Raw genomic sequence first — 17,113 nt, 5'->3', positions numbered from 1 at the left:
CAGAAAATAATATAATCTATTATAACAAAAAAATCTTGGAGGATGTTATGACGATCGAATTAGACTGGGAAAATTTGGGTTTCAATTATATGAACTTACCTTTGCGTTATATTGCGCATTATAAAGGAGGAAAGTGGAACGCTGGGGAACTGACGAGTGACCATCAGCTCCATATCAGTGAGTCCTCCCCTGCTTTGCATTATGGCCAGCAAGGTTTTGAGGGACTGAAAGCTTATCGAACAAAAGAGGGTACGATTCAACTTTTCCGTCCGGACCAGAATGCTCTACGTTTACAAAAAACAGCTCGACGCCTTTGTATGCCTGAAGTACCAACGGAGATGTTTATTGACGCCGTCAAACAAGTTGTAAAGGCAAATGAGGATTTTGTTCCTCCTTACGGAACAGGTGCTACACTTTATCTGCGTCCATTGTTGATTGGAGTTGGTGATATTATTGGTGTCCGTCCGGCAGAAGAATATTTATTTACGGTTTTTGCTATGCCTGTGGGTTCATATTTTAAAGGAGGATTAGCTCCGTCTAGTTTTGTAATTTCACGGGATTATGACCGGGCAGCACCTCTGGGGACTGGTGGAGCAAAAGTTGGTGGGAATTATGCGGCTTCGCTTCAAGCTGAAGTGGGTGCCAAAAAAGCTGGTTATGCGGATGCCATTTATCTTGACCCTACTACTCATACAAAAATTGAAGAAGTCGGGGCAGCAAATTTCTTTGGTATCACAAAGGAGGGGGAATTTATTACTCCACTAAGTCCGTCTATCCTTCCCTCTATTACGAAGTATTCATTACTCTATCTTGCAGAACATCGCCTAGGCTTAAAAGCACAAGAAACAGATGTTTTGGTTACTGACTTAGAGCGATTTGTTGAAGCAGGAGCTTGCGGTACAGCCGCGGTTATTTCGCCGATTGGTCGTATAGATGATGGGGACCGTACTTACATTTTCCATTCTGAAACAGAGGTAGGACCAACTGTTAAACGACTTTATGAAGAATTAGTAGGCATCCAATTTGGCGAAGTAGAGGCTCCAGAAGGGTGGATCGTAAAAATTGATGAGTAGGAAAAAGCGGTAGTCCGCTTTTTTAACAGGACGAATAATCAGAAAATAAATAATTATTTATTTATTTATTTATACATACCAATGGTTAGGATGAAAATAAACTTACAGGCTTGGTTTTACTGACAGACCAATCAGTAAAACCACAAAGAAAAGGGGTCTCAATGAAGCAAACATTTATTAATCAGGAGCGCTTAGAAGCAATCACTAATGACTTTCCCACACCTTTTCATCTTTATGATGAGAAAGGGATAAGAGCGACTGCCCGTGCCTTAAATGCAGCCTTCTCTTGGAATAAGGGGTTTAAGGAATACTTTGCAGTAAAAGCGACACCTACTCCGGCTATTTTGAAAATTCTCCATGAAGAAGGATGTGGTGTGGACTGCGCCTCTTATGTCGAGTTGCTTCTCTCGAAGAAATGTGGGTTTTCTGGGGATGAAATGATGTTCTCATCGAATGATACTCCCGCATATGAGTATGCTTATGCCAATGAATTAGGGGCGACCATCAATTTGGACGCTTATGAACACATTGATTTTCTAACACAGCAAGAAAACTTTGAGTTTCCTAAAACCATGAGTTTGCGTTACAACCCAGGTGGTGTTTTTGCAATGGGAACTCAAATTATGGATAACCCAGAAGAGTCAAAATTTGGCATGACCAAAACACAGCTTATTCAGGGAATTAAGCACCTTCAAAGCCTTGGTGTGGAAAATTTCGGACTTCATAGTTTCTTAGCTTCAAATACCGTAACAAATGATTACTATCCGGAACTCGCTCATCAACTTTTTGAGTTGACTCTTGAAATACGGACACTAACGGGAGTAACTCTCGATTTTATTAATCTTTCTGGTGGGATTGGAGTAAACTATCGACCAGATCAAAAAGCCAACGATATTGCCACGATTGGAGCGGGGGTACATAAAGTTTATGATGAGGTTCTGGTTAAAAATGGTATAAGTGACCTTAAAATCTACACGGAGTTAGGTCGTTTTATGCTTGCTCCGCACGGACACTTAGTTACTCGAGTGCTGCATTTAAAAGAAACTTATAGAAAATACGTTGGGGTAGATGCCTCAGCAGTCAATCTGATGCGTCCAGCTTTCTATGATGCTTATCATCATATCACAGTGATGGGTAAGGAAAATCAAGCACCAACAGAAGTTTATGATGTGACAGGTTCGCTGTGTGAAAATAATGATAAATTTGCTAAACAAAGAGCACTTCCCCAGATAGAAGTTGGCGATTTACTTGTCATCCATGATACCGGCGCACATGGTTATTCGATGGGCTATCAGTATAATGCAAAGTTAAGAAGCGCTGAAATTTTGTTGCAAGAGGATGGTTCATCACGACTGATTAGACGGGCTGAGCGTCCAGAAGACTATTTCCAAACTCTGGATGGATTTGATTTTAAGCTGTAAGTCTGCTGACAGCTTTGTCAGTAAAATAAAGTACTGACAAAAGACATAATTTTTGATATAATAAGATGTCATCAATGGCGAAAGCGTTTCGCCAAAATTAGGAGATTCAAAATGAATTTAGTCTTAGCTATTGTGCTTATGGTTGTGTGCCTTTTGGCCGGTTTTTTCTTAGGAACATGGTTCTCACAACGTCAAACTAAAAAGTTACTTATGGATAACCCACCACTCAATGAGGACGCTGTTCGTCTGATGATGGGTTCAATGGGACGTAAACCAAGTGAAGTTCAAGTACAACAAGTACTTCGCCAAATTCGTGCAGCTGCAAAACAAGCAGATACCAAGAAAAAATAAGTTAAAGTGTAGACGCTGAGCGAAGCAGCAGAACGAAGTTTTGTGCTCTCTCGGCGTTTGCTTTTTTAGTCATCAATGTCTTATTCGGATTTTTATCAGGATGATTGAATGAAATCCAAGACTTTATAATAAAGGAGAAGAAAAATGGACAATCGACCAATAGGCCTATTAGATTCAGGGGTCGGTGGACTGACTGTTGCTCGGGAGCTCCTTAGACAACTCCCAAATGAAGAAATTGTATATATTGGAGATACCCGTCGCGCACCCTATGGTCCACGTAGTAAAGCTCAAATTGTCGAATTCACATGGGATATGGTTAACTTTTTACTTTCAAAAGATGTGAAAATGATAGTGATGGCCTGTAATACAGCTACGGCTATGGCGCTTGACGAAGTAAAAGCTCAACTTGATATACCCGTGATTGGTGTGATATTACCAGGGGCAACATCAGCGATCCAAAAAACAACAAGCAAAAAAATCGGCATTATTGCTACTCAAGCTTCGGTACGCTCTGATGAATATCGAAAAATTATTCATCATAAATCCTCAAAAATAGAAGTAACAAGCCTAGCATGTCCCAAATTTGTTTCGATTGTAGAATCAAATGAGATGGAATCTGATATTGCCAAGCGTGTAGTTCATGAAAGTTTAGCGCCACTAGTTGGTAAAGTTGATACCTTGATCCTAGGTTGTACGCATTACCCCTTATTGCGACCACTAATACAACAAGAAATGGGATCAGAGGTCCAGCTCATCGACTCAGGAGCAGAAGCAGTTCGAGATATTTCAGTTTTACTCAATTACTTTTTACTCAATGGACAAGAGCGCAAAGAAATTCAGCATCACTTTTATACGACAGCTGGAGTGGATTCATTTCGTTTAATAGCAGAAAAGTGGCTTGCAATAGGACATCTCAACATTGAACATGCGGAAATAGAAGGCTTCAATAAGGTGAAATAAATGGAAAAGACTTTAATTATTGCTACAAGAAACGCGGGCAAAACGCGTGAATTTAGAAAATTATTCGCAGATTTTGGCTATGAAATCAAAGACTTAATGGATTATCCAGAGTTACCCGAAATAGAAGAAACTGGAAGTACTTTTGAAGAAAATGCTCGGCTAAAAGCCGAAAAAATTTCTCAAATTACTGGAGAAGTGGTGATTGGAGATGATTCTGGCTTATGCGTCGATGTCTTGGGCGGTCTTCCAGGGATTTGGTCTCATCGTTTCTCTGCCCCAGACCCTACGGATGAGAAAAATATTGCTAAACTTTTGCATGAGCTTGCCCCAACAGCCATCACTCCTGAAAAACGGAGTGCTCATTTCCATACTACCCTTGTTGCTGCCCGTCCTGAGCATGAAAGTCTCGTCGTAGAAGCAGATTGGCACGGTTATATTGCTCTGGCACCCAAGGGCGAAAATGGTTTTGGATATGATCCAATCTTTCTTGTTGATGCTTTTCGTACTGCTGCAGAGCTTTCGGATGAAGAAAAAAACCGCCTCTCACATCGTGGTCAAGCTTTACAGAAATTAATGGTGGAACTCCCTAAATGGATGGAAAACTAAACATAACATAAAATTTATTATGTAAAGAAAGGGTTCGTTTATGTTTGTAGTGATGTCTGACTCTCACACTGATCGTCGTGTGATAGAGTCTATCAAAGAATATTATCAAGACAAAGCAACAGCTATTTTTCACTGCGGAGATTCAGAGCTTCCGAGTAGCGATCCGATATGGGAAGGGATAACGGTAGTAGCGGGAAACTGCGACGATGATGAAGGCTATCATGATTTTCTCATCAAAGAGGTGGAGCAACAACGGATTCTTATCTCACATGGCCATTTATTTTATGTTGGCTTAGGTTTAGAGCGTTACTCTTATTTTGCTGAGGAAAAAAATGTTGATATCGCCTTGTTTGGGCACATTCATCAACCAGTTGCTCAGAGAATAAATCAGATTTTATATCTTAACCCAGGTTCAGTTGCTCAACCAAGAGGCGCACACCAAACAAAAATGTATGCACTTGTTGAAAAAAAAGGTAAAAAAATAGAAGTTTCTTATCGCAATCTTAACCATGAACCGATCCCCGATCTGCAGTTCTTGCTGTAATCCTACTTAAAAGGAGCTAATTGTCAGAGTGATTGATAAACACATTGAAGCGTTTATAATGAGCCAGAGTGCTACATTTATGATACCAGCACAGAATGTTGCAGTATTACTTGCTGAGCATAATATCGCTCATGCAAAGCTTTTGCTTAGCCAGTATAAATATTCTAGAGTACCCGTCCTTAATAAAGATAAGGAGTATGTTGGTGTACTAGGATTGAATGAAATTGTAGAGTTTGAAATGGAACATGATTTTTTTTATGAAAAATCTCAAAACACCCCAATTTCAGAGATTGTGAATACTGACATAGCAACTGTTCGCCCCTCTGTTCCCTTGGAAGAGATGTTGAATAAACTGATTAAAGAACCTTTTTTACCTGTTGTTAAAGGACAAGAATTTTTAGGAATTATTGTTCGTCAAGAAATATTAAAGGCCTTTAGTGCCTTTGCACATGACTTTACAAAAGACTATGAAATTACCAAACGAGATTGAAGGATATTTAGCAAGTAAAAATTTTTCAGAGAATACACGTTCAAATTATTATTATGACTTAATTTCCATGTATCATTTTTTGGAAGATAAAGTCGTGTCGGAGGAAAGTTTAGAACTTTATAAGCATCAACTATCTAAACTTTCCGCTTCTGCACAGCGTCGTAAAATTTCTAGTGCTAATCAATACTTGCTTTATCTTTATCAAAACCAAAAAATCGATCATTTTTATAAGATTGATCAAATTGCACAAAAAGAGAAAAAACAAGCTCACAGTTATCGTCCCATGATTAAAGAATTTCCTGAATTCTATGGTCCTATGACTTGTCCAGGGCAGTTTTTAGCCCTACTCATTTTAGAATTTGGGCTTAATTTTGCTGAAATTCAAAAATTAAAGTGGGAAAATTTTAATTGGAAATTCAAGTATTTAACGGTCGAAAAATCAGGTATCAAGCGGGTTTTGCCGATTCGAGAAAAATTTGCAATGCGTGTAAAGGCAATCAGTAATGCTGATGAGCTATTCTCAAAGTCACGCCAATTCCTTTATACAGAACTCAAAAAATTTACTCATTATTCTTCAAAAGAAATTCGTGAGCAGTATATTTTGCATCAAGTAAAAGCTGGTAAGACCATCTATGAACTTTCAGCGTTACTCGGTCTATCCACTACCACGACTTTAGAAAAATATTATCGGTAAGTCCTAAATAAGTTTAAAAGATATAAAAATGATAAAAGAAATCAATATAAAAATTAATAACTTTGAAGGACCGCTTGATTTGCTTTTGCATCTCGTTAGCCAGTATGAGATGGATATCTTTGAAGTGCCACTAGTTCCTGTCATTGAACAATACCTAGCTTACCTTAAAACCATGCAAAATTTGGAACTTGAAGTTGCAGGAGAGTACATGGTAATGGCTAGTCAGCTCATGCTGATTAAGTCTCGCAGACTGCTCCCAACTGTGACGGAGGCGTTTGTTGAAGATACGGCACAATTAGAGTATGATTTACTCGCCCAAATTGATGAATATCGTAGATACAAGATGCTTTCTCAAGCTTTAGATGAACTTCATCAAGAAAGAAGTCTTTATTATTCTAAGGCAAAGACTGAGGTCATCACTGATGAAACGCACTTACTCAAAGATAAGACGGCTCTTGATTTGTTTCTTGCTTTTAGTAAAGTTCTGGAACTTCAAAAACAACAATTTGAGGATGAGCATACCACAATTGAGGCAGAGCGTTACACAATAGCCGATAAAATCCTGGAGTTATCACAGGTTTTTGTAGAGAGAAAGAGTTGTAAGTTTACAGAGCTCTTTGCTTCTCAGGTCAAAAAAGAAGAATTAGTGACCACTTTTATGGCACTTTTGGAGTTAATTAAAAATCAACAGATAGCCTTTTCACAGGATGAACTCTTTGGAGAAATTATTTTAGAAAGAAAAGAAACGAGTGAATAAAACAGCAACATGTGAACTTTTACTTTTTATTTCAGGAGAGGCTGGTCTTTCTCTGACAGAGCTGTCAGCTCTGACAGAGTTGTCTAAACAGGCTTGTCAACAACAAATAGAGTACCTTAATGACAAATACCACACAGATAGTGAATCGGCGCTTACTATTATAGAAACGGCTGGAAAATTTCGCTTATCCACTAAAGAAGAATTTGCGGAACTTTTGAAAGTTTATGCTAAAACACCACTTAATCAGTCCTTATCTAAGTCAGCACTTGAAGTCCTCTCGATTATTGCTTATAAGCAGCCTTTGACACGGTTAGAAATTGACCAGCTTAGAGGGGTTAACTCTTCCGGCGTTATTTCTACTTTACGGGCGTTTGATTTGGTAGAGAAGGTGGGAGTAGTAGAGGCGCCAGGGAGACCGGGCCTTTATGCCACAACAGAGTTTTTCTTAGATTATATTGGAATTAATAGTTTGGAAGAACTCCCTACTATCGATGAAGCCAACTTCGCAACCGAAGAACAAATTTTATTTAATGAAAGTGATGAAAATGAGAATTAATAAGTATTTAGCACATGCAGGTGTCGCGAGTAGACGTAAAGCAGAAGAGCTGATCTTGAATGGTAAAGTCAGCGTTAATCATACCCCGATGACCAATTTGGGTTATCAAGTGGTAGCTGGGGATATTGTTGAGGTAAATGGTGTTGCCGTTTACAATGAAGAACCTGTATATTACCTTTTGAACAAACCGCGTGGCTATATTTCTTCTGTAAGTGATGAAAAAGGTCGCCAAACGGTAATGGATTTGATGCCTCAAGTGAAGGAACGGATTTATCCTGTTGGGCGACTGGATTGGGACACGAGTGGTCTGCTTTTACTAACGAATGATGGAGAGTTTACTAACCTTATGACTCACCCTCGCCATGGCGTTGAAAAAGTCTATGTGGCTAAAGTGGAAGGGCAAGCTAATAAAGAAAATTTGCGTCCATTAACGTTGGGGATAAAAATTGAAGGTAAAAAAGTTAGTCCAGCGCGCTATGAAATCATTAAGCAAGATAAGACTAAAAATCATTCAATCGTTAGTCTCACGATACACGAAGGGCAAAATCATCAAGTGAAGAAGATGTTCTCACAAGTTGGGCTTCCTGTGCAAAAACTTAGCCGTATCCAGTATGGACCACTCAATTTAGAGGGCCTTCCTGTCGGGCAATTTCGTCGTCTAAGTAAAAAGGAAGTTTCTCAACTCATCAATGCGGCACAAACAAAATAAACCAGACGTCCTGAGGGCGTTTTTTATATCAAAATAAAAATTCTTGATATGCGGCTTATTTTTATGATATAATAAGTTTATCTTCAGGGCACCGTGTAATTCGGGACCGGCGGTAAATAGGGCTTTGACCCTATGACTCCGCGATTCGCTACGGCGATTGAAGCAGTGAAAACCTGCTAGCGACAGTAAAGTCTGGATGGAAGAAGATGAACAATTTTTGTGCTGTAACCTGTTTTTTAAGGTTGCTGTTTTTGGCCAAACAAAAAAATGTCTATCAACTTCCTCGAAATTTGAAGAATTATTTTCTCATATTTGGAGGTTTTTTTATGTCTAAAACGCGTCGGATGGTTATTATAGCCATGCTTGCTGCACTCTCAACGGTACTGTTACTTCCCATCTTACAGTTTCCGCTTTTACCAGGGATTGACTTTATGAAGGTCGAATTGTCAATTATACCTGTATTGATAGGGGTGTTTACATTGGGATTGGGTGATGGTTTCATTATTCTATTTATCCGTTCAATTTTATGGTACATTTTGTTTAATCAAGGCCCATCAACTTGGATAGGAATACCGATGAACTTTATTGCTCTAGGAATTTTTATGGCCATCGTATGGTTCTTTACGAAAAGAAAATTTTCGATTAAGAATTATACAATCGGTGTGTTACTTGCAGCGATTGCCTCAGTCCTCGTGATGATGGTGCTAAATGTCTTTTATGCTCTGCCCCTTTATCGACTCGCTGCAGGCTTTGACGTTGATAAGCTGTTTACTGGTGCAACGCACCTCTTTGATATCGGGTCTTTAGCATTTACGATGAATCCAACCTATCTGATTACTGTGGTATTACCATTTAATGCTTTGCAGTATGTCATCTTTGCTCTTGTTTTTGGATTGATTGTCGCTGTATTTAAGAAAAATAAAGTCGTAAAATTCTATAATGCTTAGTTTAAAAGTAAAGAAGTTTCACAACTCGTGAGCTTCTTTTTTTATTTTAAATTTGAAAAATATTCTGTAAAAAAGCTATTTTAATCGCTTTCTTTGTGATATACTAATATTTAGAATATTATAAAATAAAGTGGAATAGACTGTATGAAAATTTTTAAAGATTTATGGTGGTTTTTTAAAGCAGAGAAAAAAGGTTATGGCGTGGGCCTATTAGCCCTTTTTATTGTTTCTTTAACTCACTTGCTACCCCCTTTAGTTATCGGAAAAATTATTGATCATATTGTTAAGCGCAGCTTGACTTTACCTTTAATTTTGAGTTTTTCTGGTATTTTATTGGGCACCGCACTTGTTGAATATGGTTTTCGTTTTATTTGGTCTACAAATATTTGGGGCGAAGCTTTTAAACTGGAAAAAATAATCCGTAGTCGGCTTTTTAGGCATTTTTTGCGAATGGACACTCTTTTTTACCAAAAAAATCGTACTGGGGATTTGATGGCTCATGCGACAAATGATTTGCAAGCGATACAGAGTGTTGCTGGACTTGGGGTTTTGACTTGGGCGGATTCTTTAATGACGGGTGGGATGACAATCATTGCTATGCTCTTATTTATTGACTGGCGTTTGACGATTATTGCTGTCCTTCCTTTGCCTTTGCTCGCGCTAGTATCTAAAATTTTGGGGGATAAAATTCATGTGAGTTTTGAACATGCGCAAGAAACTTTCTCTGAAATGAATGATAAAGTCCAAGAATCGATTACCGGAATGAAAGCAATCAAATCTTTTGGTGAAGAAGAACAAGATATGGCTGATTTCCAAGTTAAGTTAGATAATATTGATAAAGCCTTTATCAGGGTCAATTGGATTGACTCAATGTACGATCCTTTAATCACTTTAATTGTTGGTTTATCTTATACTTTAACCATTCTTTTAGGGGGCTACTATGTTGTTCACCATGTTTTAACGATTGGTCAGTTAGTTGCTTTTATGACTTATATCGGAAATTTGGTCTGGCCGATGTTTGCTATTGGGGTGCTTTTTAATGTTATTGAACGTGGAAGAGCTTCATACAGTCGAGTAGAAAAATTATTAGCTCAAAAAGCGGAATCAAAAATTTCTGAAGGTACTTTGAAAATGCCAAAAGAAGGTCAACTCCTTTTTGATATTGAAAGTTTTACTTATCCAAATGAGAATGAAGGGCGCAATCTGGAGAAAGTTCAATTTAATTTAAAAGAAGGTCATGTTTTAGGTTTGGTCGGACGAACAGGTGCAGGAAAATCAACGATTATTAAACTTTTAATGAGAGAGTTTGACCATTACAAAGGACATATTACTTTTGCTGACCATGATATTATGGATTATCAATTAGATGAATATTTGCCAGCGATTGGTTATGTTCCGCAAGAACATTTTCTATTTTCGATGTCTGTCAGAGATAATATTCGCTTTGCTAAGATGTCAGCGAGTCAAGAAGAAGTTGAAATTGCAGCTAAAACAGCTGGAATTCATGAGGATATTATTGCTTTTCCTGAAGGTTATGATACTTTGGTTGGCGAGCGTGGCGTTTCACTTTCTGGTGGACAAAAGCAAAGGTTATCTATTGCGCGGGCGCTACTTATTCAGCCTAAACTATTGATTTTAGATGATGCGCTGTCAGCTGTTGATGCCAAGACTGAACAGTTAATTTTGTCAAATCTGAAGGCCTTACGTCATGAAAGTTCAACGCTGGTTGTCAGTCACAGATTGTCATCAGTAATGGAAGCTAATGAAATTCTCGTGCTAGACGAAGGAAAAGTTATTGAGCGTGGCTTGCATGAAGATTTGATTAAATCTGGGGGTTGGTATGCTCAAATGTGGCAAATGCAACAGATTGAAAGTCATTTGGCAGCGACTGATAAAGATGAAAATTTACTGACAGGTTCGTCAGTAAATCGGGAAGGAGAAGAAAATGGAGAAATCTACTGACAAAATGTCTGTCAGAGAAAGTTGGCAAGTTTTTAAATTTATTTTCAAATTCTTATTACCTTTCAAAAAGTATTTCGTTTGGGCTTTTGTTTTTAGTGTAATTACAACTGCTCTGGCTTCACTTATGCCTTTTGTTTTGTCCGTTTTTATGGATTCCTATTTGACGCCCATGAAAGCGACTGACCAGATTATCTTCTATTTTGCAGCTCTTTATTTGATTTTAGCAATAATCAATTCAATTGCTTTCTTTTTCAAATGGAATTATCTGCAAAATGGTTCGATTTTTGTTAATCAATACATTCGTAAGAAAGTTTATCGAAAAATTCATCAGCTAGGTATGCGCTATTTTGATCAAAAACCGACGGGGTGGTTAATCACCAGAATCACAAATGACACCGATTTATTTGATTTCTGGCAGACTTTGTTTAATGCCTTAACAAGTTTGCTTTCTATTATCATTGCCTTCATTGCTTTGTTTATTATTGACCACCAAATTGCGCTTGTGATGTTGTTGATTCTTCCCCTATTGATTTTGGCTGTACTGATTTATCAAAAAGTGAGTACAAAAGTTTATCAAGCCATGCTTGCTAAGCGTTCAGAATTGAATACGAAATTAAATGAATACATTTCTGGGATGAGAATTATTCAACAATTTCGTCAAGAGAGCAGACTAGGGAATGAATTTGAAAAAACAAATGATGAATATTATGGTTATCGAAAACGAGTGATTCAGATTAACGGGATTTTGTTGAGCCCTTTAGTTAATTTTTTGATGGCCCTCTCAATAGTTGTTGTCTTGTTGATGTATTCTAATCGAAGTCTACATGCAGTGGTTGAGGCTGGTTTAATTTATGCTTTCATCAGTAATGTACAAATTTACTTTAATCCTATTTCAGGATTGATGGATTCTTTATCAAACTTTTCAAATGGATTGGTGGCCTCTAGTCGCATCAAGACAATCATGGAAGAAAAAGAATTTGCGCCACAACAAGGAATTTCAACTTCTGTCAGTAAAAATGTTGATGAAAAATTTACTGACAGAAAATCTGTCAGCAATTCTCCAATCATTCAAGAAGGAAAAATTGAATTTCGCAATGTCAGTTTTTCATATGACGGAGAACATCAAGTTTTGAAAAACATCTCATTTATTGTGAATCCTGGAGAAACGCTTGCTTTTGTAGGTCATACAGGTTCGGGAAAATCGAGTATTATCAATGTCTTTATGCGATTCTATGAATTCACAGAAGGCCAAGTTTTGATTGATGATCAGGACATTAGAAGTTATTCAAAAGAAGAACTTAGGAAAAAAATTGGTTTAGTCTTGCAAGATTCCTTTATGTTTGTTGCGTCAGTTACTGACAATATCAAAATGATGAATCCACAGATTACTGACCAAGCTGCCAAAGAAGCGGCTCAATTTGTTCAAGCTGACAAATTTATCAAAGATTTGGAAAATGGTTACGAAACCAAAGTAATTGAAGGCGGGGCAGCCTTCTCGGCCGGTGAACGTCAACTAATTAACTTTGCTCGAACGATTGTGCGTAATCCGAAAATTCTCTTATTAGATGAAGCAACAGCCAATATTGATACTGAAACTGAAGCGCTTATTCAAGAAGGTCTGACAAATATGCGACAAAATCGAACGACAATGGCCATTGCTCACCGATTATCAACGATTAAAGATGCTGACCAGATTTTAGTCTTGAACAAGGGAGAAATTATTGAGCGAGGAAATCATGACCAACTTTTAGCACTTAATGGTTATTATGCAGACATGTATCGAATACAAACGTTACAAAAAGAACTATGAAAAACCACTGATAGCAGCGGTTTTTCTTTGTATCAGTTTTTCTGATAAAAATAATTGACAAGATAATCATTTAGAGGTATAATATAAGAACGCTTAAGATGAAATAAGGAGGTAAGTGTATGAATTTTGGTCAGAACTTAAAGAAATTAAGAAAAAATGCGAAACTCACGCAGAGTCAATTGGCTGAAAAGCTCGGAATGAAACAGAATGCTTATGTCCTTTGGGAGCAAAAAGCTACAAATCCTACTTTAGAACTTTTAGAAAAGCTCTCAGCGATTTACCAAATCCCCATTCAAGAACTCATCATAAAAACTGATAATAAAGAAAAACAGTTGATGGATAATTATAGAGCTTTATCAGGCGAACAACAAGAGTCGGTAGTTAATTTTACTGAGTTTCTCCTTGAGCAAAATAAAACAAACCTCGTGGATTTAAAAACTTATCAACGTGCCTTACTTAATTATGCTATTGTAGAAGATGAAGAACTTTCGGCTGGTTTTGGTCAAACAGCGAGTAACTCTGGTCATCATTACAAAGCTTATACGACGGAAAAACTTTCGCGCTATGATGGGGCTGCCAGAATTAAAGGTGAATCAATGGAACCTGATTTCCCTAATTTTTCTATTGCTACTTTTTTAAACACTGGTTTTGGGCGAAGTGGAGATGTCTATGCAATTGCTGAGGGAGATTTAGGCGAAGAATGTTTATATATTAAGCAAGTATTTGAGGAGGAAGGTCGATTCCGAATTCATTCCATTAATCCTGATCCGCAGTATAAAGACTTTTACCTTGGTGAAGGAGATAATTTCCGCATCATTGGCCCCGTCGTAGATAATTTTGAAGAAATCAATGAATCACAAATTGAAGATTGAAGGAATGGATAAGTCACATGATGAGCTGGATAAAAGAAATCTCACCGATAGTAGGGATTGGTCTCCTTTTTGGAATTGCTTATGAACTGGTTTTATGGCTTGCTATAAAATTGGATCAAAGCAAACCCAAAAAAAAGGAGAAGATTGTTATAATTAAACCTTTCTCAGATAGAAACGAAGAAAAAAATATTGCTTGAAAGAAAAAGTAAGTTTCCTCTTGCAATCGTCAAAAAAGTTTGCTATACTTAATAAGGTTCTAAAAGAACTGACCGAAGACAGTAGGGGACGAAAGTCATAAACTTCCTACCGAGGACAAATATCAAAATGATAATTGAACTCTCTATGTCTTTTGTGTGTAGAGATTTTTTATTTCTACAACCAAAATAAAATGGAGGTAAAAAAATGAGCGATTACAAAGTAAATGAAGCAACAATTGCTAAGAAAGCAGAATTGGTTGATGTTTACGTACAAAAAATGAACGAAGCCGCATCAATTATTGTTGCAGATTCACGTGGTTTGACAGTTGATGAAGATACTCAACTTCGTAAAAACTTGCGTGAAGCAGGTGTTGAGTTCAAAGTTGTTAAAAACTCAATCTTGCGTCGTGCAGCTGAAAAAGCTGGTCTTGAAGGTTTGTCAGAAGCTTTCTCTGGCCCATCAGCAGTAGCATTTTCTAACGAAGATGTTGTCGCACCTGCTAAAGTATTGGCTGATTTCGCTAAAGATGCTGAAAATCTTGAAATCAAAGCTGGTGTAATTGAAGGTAAAGTTTCTTCTAAAGAAGAAATCGAAGCTATTGCGTCTCTTCCAAGCCGCGAAGGTCTTCTTTCAATGCTTCTTTCAGTGCTTCAAGCACCTGTCCGCAACGTGGCTCTTGCAGTCAAAGCTGTTGCAGAAAAAGAAGAATCAGCTGCTTAATCCTAAGCAACTTACTCTATATCGGCGGATTTACGCAACAAACTAAAAAATTAATAGGAGAATATTAAAATGGCATTGAACATTGAAAACATCGTTGCTGAACTTGAAACAGCTACAATCCTTGAACTTTCTGAACTCGTTAAAGCAATCGAAGAAAAATTTGACGTAACAGCAGCAGCTCCAGTTGCAGCAGCAGCAGGTGCTGGTGAAGCAGCAGCTACTAAAGATTCATTCGACGTTGAATTGACTTCAGCTGGCGACAAAAAAGTTGCAGTTATCAAAGAAGTACGCGGAATCACAGGTCTTGGACTTAAAGAAGCTAAAGAACTTGTTGACGGTGCACCAACAGTTGTTAAAGAAGGTGTTTCTGAATCAGACGCTAACGACATCAAAGAAAAACTTGAAGCAGCTGGTGCTTCTGTTACTCTTAAATAAGACTTTAAACTTATTAGATTTTGAAAAGATCTTGGATTTTCCAAGGTCTTTTTTGAGCTTTAAATTATTTTGCGAGCGCTTTTATTGACAGCGTTCCCTTTTATTGTTATTCTTAACATATCAAATGATGAAGGAAACCCACTCTATGGGGGAGAAACTAGTGGGTTCGATCCCCACCTCCTTCTTTTTATCCCTTACTGCAGCCTAATAGCTGCAGTTTTTTATTTTCAAAAAACTTACAGAAATGTAAGTTTTTTCTTTTTCATATCTGTGTTAGAATAAGTACATAAATGTTACAATGAAAATTTAGAAATTGTACATCTTTTTAATGAAGGGGAAATCATGAACAAAAAAGAGATCGGTATATTTATCGGGAAAACCTTATTTTATTTCGTGATATTGTTAATTTTGCTCTATCTGTACTCGTATAGTCACACAGGTGGTGCACACTTTATTTACAATGAATTTTAGGAAGAAATTATGAATTTAGTAGAAGAAATATTAGAAAAAGCGAAATCTTACCCTGAACGGACTGCTTTTGAGGAAAAGGATAAAGCATACAGCTACCAAGAGCTCTATTGCGCTGTGAATGAACTTTCAAAACTAATTACTGACCGACTGGTCAGTAAAACATTGACTGACCAAGAAACTCAATTAAAAGAACCACTGTTAATCTTTGGAAAGAATAGTTTTTTGACTTTGGCTGCGATGTTGGCCACAAATTTGCTTGGACATCCCTATATTCCGGTTGATGCCCATACTCCTTTTGAAAGAACAGCAATGATTTATACTGCGGCTAACCCTTTACTGACCATCTCGTCAGTAGAACTTGAAGCTGAATTTACAGCTCTTTTCCATGATACTCTTGTTGTAGAGGATTTAGACTGGCAAAGTTTCACTGGCAAGAATGTGTTACCTCCTTTGGATTACAGTCATGCAGTTTCTGGTGAGGAGAGCGCTTATCTCATTTATACTTCTGGTACTACAGGAATACCAAAAGGAGTAGAGGTGAGTCATAACAACCTGAAAAGTTTCACACAGTGGATGAACACGGCTTTTCTAACACTTGATAAAAACCGTATTTTATCTCAAGCTTTATACAGTTTTGATCTTTCAATCTTCAGTATTTATCCCAGCTTGACGACGGGTGGAACATTGGTCTCTATCTCCCGTGATGAAACCATAAACTTTAAACATTTATTTGAACGGTTGAACAGCACAGTGATTAATACTTGGGTTTCGACTCCCTCATTTCTTGACATTTGCTTATTAGAACCTTCTTTTAAGGAAGCAACTCACCCTGAGTTAAAACAATTTATTTTTTGTGGGGAAGAACTGACCGTCAAAACAGCTCACAAATTACTGACCGCTTTTCCGTCAGCAAGTATTTTCAATACATACGGACCAACAGAAGCAACAGGTGCGGTAACTTCCATAAAAATTACACCACAACTTTTGAAAAAATATGAACGTCTACCTATCGGTTATGCTAAACCTGGTGTTGAGATCAAGATTATAGATAATGAAATTATTATAGTTGGTAATTCGGTGGCTAAAGGTTATTATAAAAATCTGGAAAAAACAAACATTTCCTTTTTTAATATAGCGGGTCAACCGGCCTATCACACAGGCGATGCAGGTTATTTGGATGAGAATGGCTTATTGCACTATCAAGGAAGAATCGACTTTCAAGTGAAATTTAATGGGTATCGGATTGAGCTTCAAGACATTGAAAGTAATTTGCAAAAGTCTGACTCAGTTGAAAAAGCAGTAGTTTTACCAAAAACGAATGATCAGCATAAAGTGACAGCACTCGTAGCCTTTATTCAAACTAATCAAAAATTTGTTGATAAAGCTTCTGAACGTGCGTTTACAAAACAAGTCAAAGCAAGTTTATCCCAGTCGATCATGGACTATATGATGCCAACCAAGTTTGTTTATCTTACTGATTTTCCACTAACTCAAAATGGTAAAGTTGATCGCAAGGCACTTGCTGAAAAAGTGTGAG

20 protein-coding genes, 1 riboswitch and 1 other annotated feature are annotated in these 17,113 nt (G+C 37.5%); all 20 genes read left to right on the top strand.

The features are described from left to right. Positions 1-47 precede the first annotated feature (47 nt). The 20 genes from JW886_RS06170 (at position 48) to dltA (ending at position 17,112) form a co-directional block, all read left to right on the top strand. Positions 48-1,073: a branched-chain amino acid aminotransferase gene (locus JW886_RS06170; protein WP_205272372.1), complete on the top strand. Its 1,026-nt coding sequence runs from the start codon at positions 48-50 to the stop codon at positions 1,071-1,073. Positions 1,074-1,234: 161 nt separating this feature from the next. After that, on the top strand, positions 1,235-2,494 hold the full coding sequence (locus JW886_RS06165; protein WP_205871582.1) for a diaminopimelate decarboxylase: 1,260 nt from the start codon (positions 1,235-1,237) through the stop codon (positions 2,492-2,494). A gap of 111 nt (positions 2,495-2,605) precedes the next feature. After that, positions 2,606-2,845 (top strand): YneF family protein, encoded by a 240-nt coding sequence (locus JW886_RS06160; RefSeq protein WP_075525703.1) that lies wholly within the window; start codon positions 2,606-2,608, stop codon positions 2,843-2,845. A gap of 144 nt (positions 2,846-2,989) precedes the next feature. Beyond that, entirely contained in the window at positions 2,990-3,805 is an 816-nt protein-coding gene (racE, locus tag JW886_RS06155) for a glutamate racemase (protein ID WP_205871581.1), read from the top strand. Further along, positions 3,806-4,411, top strand: coding sequence for a nucleoside-triphosphate diphosphatase (locus tag JW886_RS06150; RefSeq protein WP_200407307.1), 606 nt, complete (start codon positions 3,806-3,808; stop codon positions 4,409-4,411). It begins immediately after the preceding gene. Positions 4,412-4,451: 40 nt separating this feature from the next. Continuing rightward, complete coding sequence (locus JW886_RS06145; RefSeq protein WP_075525700.1) at positions 4,452-4,955, top strand: metallophosphoesterase; 504 nt, start codon at positions 4,452-4,454, stop codon at positions 4,953-4,955. A 28-nt stretch (positions 4,956-4,983) separates the two neighbouring features. Then, on the top strand, positions 4,984-5,445 hold the full coding sequence (cbpB, locus tag JW886_RS06140; protein ID WP_200407309.1) for a cyclic-di-AMP-binding protein CbpB: 462 nt from the start codon (positions 4,984-4,986) through the stop codon (positions 5,443-5,445). Then, positions 5,423-6,139: a site-specific tyrosine recombinase XerD gene (gene xerD / locus JW886_RS06135; RefSeq protein WP_200407310.1), complete on the top strand. Its 717-nt coding sequence runs from the start codon at positions 5,423-5,425 to the stop codon at positions 6,137-6,139. The genes cbpB and xerD overlap by 23 nt, the downstream gene beginning before the upstream one ends. A gap of 28 nt (positions 6,140-6,167) precedes the next feature. After that, complete coding sequence (locus JW886_RS06130; RefSeq protein ID WP_200407311.1) at positions 6,168-6,896, top strand: segregation/condensation protein A; 729 nt, start codon at positions 6,168-6,170, stop codon at positions 6,894-6,896. Further along, positions 6,889-7,452: an SMC-Scp complex subunit ScpB gene (gene scpB, locus JW886_RS06125; RefSeq protein ID WP_075525696.1), complete on the top strand. Its 564-nt coding sequence runs from the start codon at positions 6,889-6,891 to the stop codon at positions 7,450-7,452. Before JW886_RS06130 ends, scpB begins: the two co-directional genes overlap by 8 nt. Beyond that, positions 7,442-8,161 carry a pseudouridine synthase gene (locus tag JW886_RS06120; RefSeq protein WP_200407312.1) on the top strand — a complete coding sequence of 240 codons (720 nt, stop codon included), beginning with the start codon at positions 7,442-7,444 and terminating at the stop codon, positions 8,159-8,161. The genes scpB and JW886_RS06120 overlap by 11 nt, the downstream gene beginning before the upstream one ends. Positions 8,162-8,236: 75 nt before the next feature. Then, a riboswitch (FMN riboswitch) is annotated at positions 8,237-8,373 on the top strand. 114 nt (positions 8,374-8,487) lie between these two features. Beyond that, complete coding sequence (locus JW886_RS06115; RefSeq protein WP_075525695.1) at positions 8,488-9,108, top strand: ECF transporter S component; 621 nt, start codon at positions 8,488-8,490, stop codon at positions 9,106-9,108. A 144-nt stretch (positions 9,109-9,252) separates the two neighbouring features. After that, positions 9,253-11,070: an ABC transporter ATP-binding protein gene (locus JW886_RS06110; protein WP_205871580.1), complete on the top strand. Its 1,818-nt coding sequence runs from the start codon at positions 9,253-9,255 to the stop codon at positions 11,068-11,070. Further along, positions 11,054-12,880, top strand: a complete 1,827-nt coding sequence (locus JW886_RS06105) for an ABC transporter ATP-binding protein (RefSeq protein WP_205871579.1) — start codon at positions 11,054-11,056, stop codon at positions 12,878-12,880. The genes JW886_RS06110 and JW886_RS06105 overlap by 17 nt, the downstream gene beginning before the upstream one ends. A gap of 119 nt (positions 12,881-12,999) precedes the next feature. Further along, positions 13,000-13,752: a helix-turn-helix domain-containing protein gene (locus tag JW886_RS06100; protein ID WP_205871578.1), complete on the top strand. Its 753-nt coding sequence runs from the start codon at positions 13,000-13,002 to the stop codon at positions 13,750-13,752. A gap of 17 nt (positions 13,753-13,769) precedes the next feature. Further along, on the top strand, positions 13,770-13,949 hold the full coding sequence (locus JW886_RS06095) for a hypothetical protein (protein ID WP_205872518.1): 180 nt from the start codon (positions 13,770-13,772) through the stop codon (positions 13,947-13,949). Between the two features lie 54 nt (positions 13,950-14,003). Continuing rightward, positions 14,004-14,129, top strand: a sequence feature (ribosomal protein L10 leader region). Between the two features lie 25 nt (positions 14,130-14,154). Beyond that, positions 14,155-14,670: a 50S ribosomal protein L10 gene (gene rplJ, locus JW886_RS06090; protein ID WP_075525691.1), complete on the top strand. Its 516-nt coding sequence runs from the start codon at positions 14,155-14,157 to the stop codon at positions 14,668-14,670. A gap of 69 nt (positions 14,671-14,739) precedes the next feature. Next, complete coding sequence (gene rplL, locus JW886_RS06085; RefSeq protein ID WP_075525690.1) at positions 14,740-15,105, top strand: 50S ribosomal protein L7/L12; 366 nt, start codon at positions 14,740-14,742, stop codon at positions 15,103-15,105. Positions 15,106-15,447: 342 nt separating this feature from the next. Then, entirely contained in the window at positions 15,448-15,576 is a 129-nt protein-coding gene (gene dltX / locus JW886_RS06080; RefSeq protein WP_082272323.1) for a teichoic acid D-Ala incorporation-associated protein DltX, read from the top strand. A gap of 9 nt (positions 15,577-15,585) precedes the next feature. Beyond that, complete coding sequence (dltA, locus tag JW886_RS06075; protein ID WP_205871577.1) at positions 15,586-17,112, top strand: D-alanine--poly(phosphoribitol) ligase subunit DltA; 1,527 nt, start codon at positions 15,586-15,588, stop codon at positions 17,110-17,112. Position 17,113 lies beyond the last annotated feature (1 nt).

Origin of the sequence: Lactococcus taiwanensis (genome assembly GCF_017068355.1) — a bacterium.
Lineage (GTDB): Bacteria > Bacillota > Bacilli > Lactobacillales > Streptococcaceae > Lactococcus > Lactococcus taiwanensis.
This window is presented reverse-complemented; position numbering and strand designations above follow the sequence as displayed.

Excerpts from the sequence above, each read along its gene's own strand:
- dltX (WP_082272323.1), top strand. The coding sequence starts at position 15,448 with ATGAACAAAAAAGAGATCGGTATATTTATCGGGAAAACCTTATTTTAT.
- rplL (WP_075525690.1), top strand. The coding sequence starts at position 14,740 with ATGGCATTGAACATTGAAAACATCGTTGCTGAACTTGAAACAGCTACA.
- rplJ (WP_075525691.1), top strand. The coding sequence starts at position 14,155 with ATGAGCGATTACAAAGTAAATGAAGCAACAATTGCTAAGAAAGCAGAA.
- JW886_RS06150 (WP_200407307.1), top strand. The coding sequence starts at position 3,806 with ATGGAAAAGACTTTAATTATTGCTACAAGAAACGCGGGCAAAACGCGT.
- JW886_RS06105 (WP_205871579.1), top strand. The coding sequence starts at position 11,054 with ATGGAGAAATCTACTGACAAAATGTCTGTCAGAGAAAGTTGGCAAGTT.
- JW886_RS06160 (WP_075525703.1), top strand. The coding sequence starts at position 2,606 with ATGAATTTAGTCTTAGCTATTGTGCTTATGGTTGTGTGCCTTTTGGCC.
- JW886_RS06100 (WP_205871578.1), top strand. The coding sequence starts at position 13,000 with ATGAATTTTGGTCAGAACTTAAAGAAATTAAGAAAAAATGCGAAACTC.
- xerD (WP_200407310.1), top strand. The coding sequence starts at position 5,423 with ATGAAATTACCAAACGAGATTGAAGGATATTTAGCAAGTAAAAATTTT.
- JW886_RS06170 (WP_205272372.1), top strand. The coding sequence starts at position 48 with ATGACGATCGAATTAGACTGGGAAAATTTGGGTTTCAATTATATGAAC.
- racE (WP_205871581.1), top strand. The coding sequence starts at position 2,990 with ATGGACAATCGACCAATAGGCCTATTAGATTCAGGGGTCGGTGGACTG.
- JW886_RS06095 (WP_205872518.1), top strand. The coding sequence starts at position 13,770 with ATGATGAGCTGGATAAAAGAAATCTCACCGATAGTAGGGATTGGTCTC.
- JW886_RS06130 (WP_200407311.1), top strand. The coding sequence starts at position 6,168 with ATGATAAAAGAAATCAATATAAAAATTAATAACTTTGAAGGACCGCTT.
- JW886_RS06110 (WP_205871580.1), top strand. The coding sequence starts at position 9,253 with ATGAAAATTTTTAAAGATTTATGGTGGTTTTTTAAAGCAGAGAAAAAA.
- JW886_RS06145 (WP_075525700.1), top strand. The coding sequence starts at position 4,452 with ATGTTTGTAGTGATGTCTGACTCTCACACTGATCGTCGTGTGATAGAG.
- JW886_RS06115 (WP_075525695.1), top strand. The coding sequence starts at position 8,488 with ATGTCTAAAACGCGTCGGATGGTTATTATAGCCATGCTTGCTGCACTC.
- dltA (WP_205871577.1), top strand. The coding sequence starts at position 15,586 with ATGAATTTAGTAGAAGAAATATTAGAAAAAGCGAAATCTTACCCTGAA.
- JW886_RS06120 (WP_200407312.1), top strand. The coding sequence starts at position 7,442 with ATGAGAATTAATAAGTATTTAGCACATGCAGGTGTCGCGAGTAGACGT.
- JW886_RS06165 (WP_205871582.1), top strand. The coding sequence starts at position 1,235 with ATGAAGCAAACATTTATTAATCAGGAGCGCTTAGAAGCAATCACTAAT.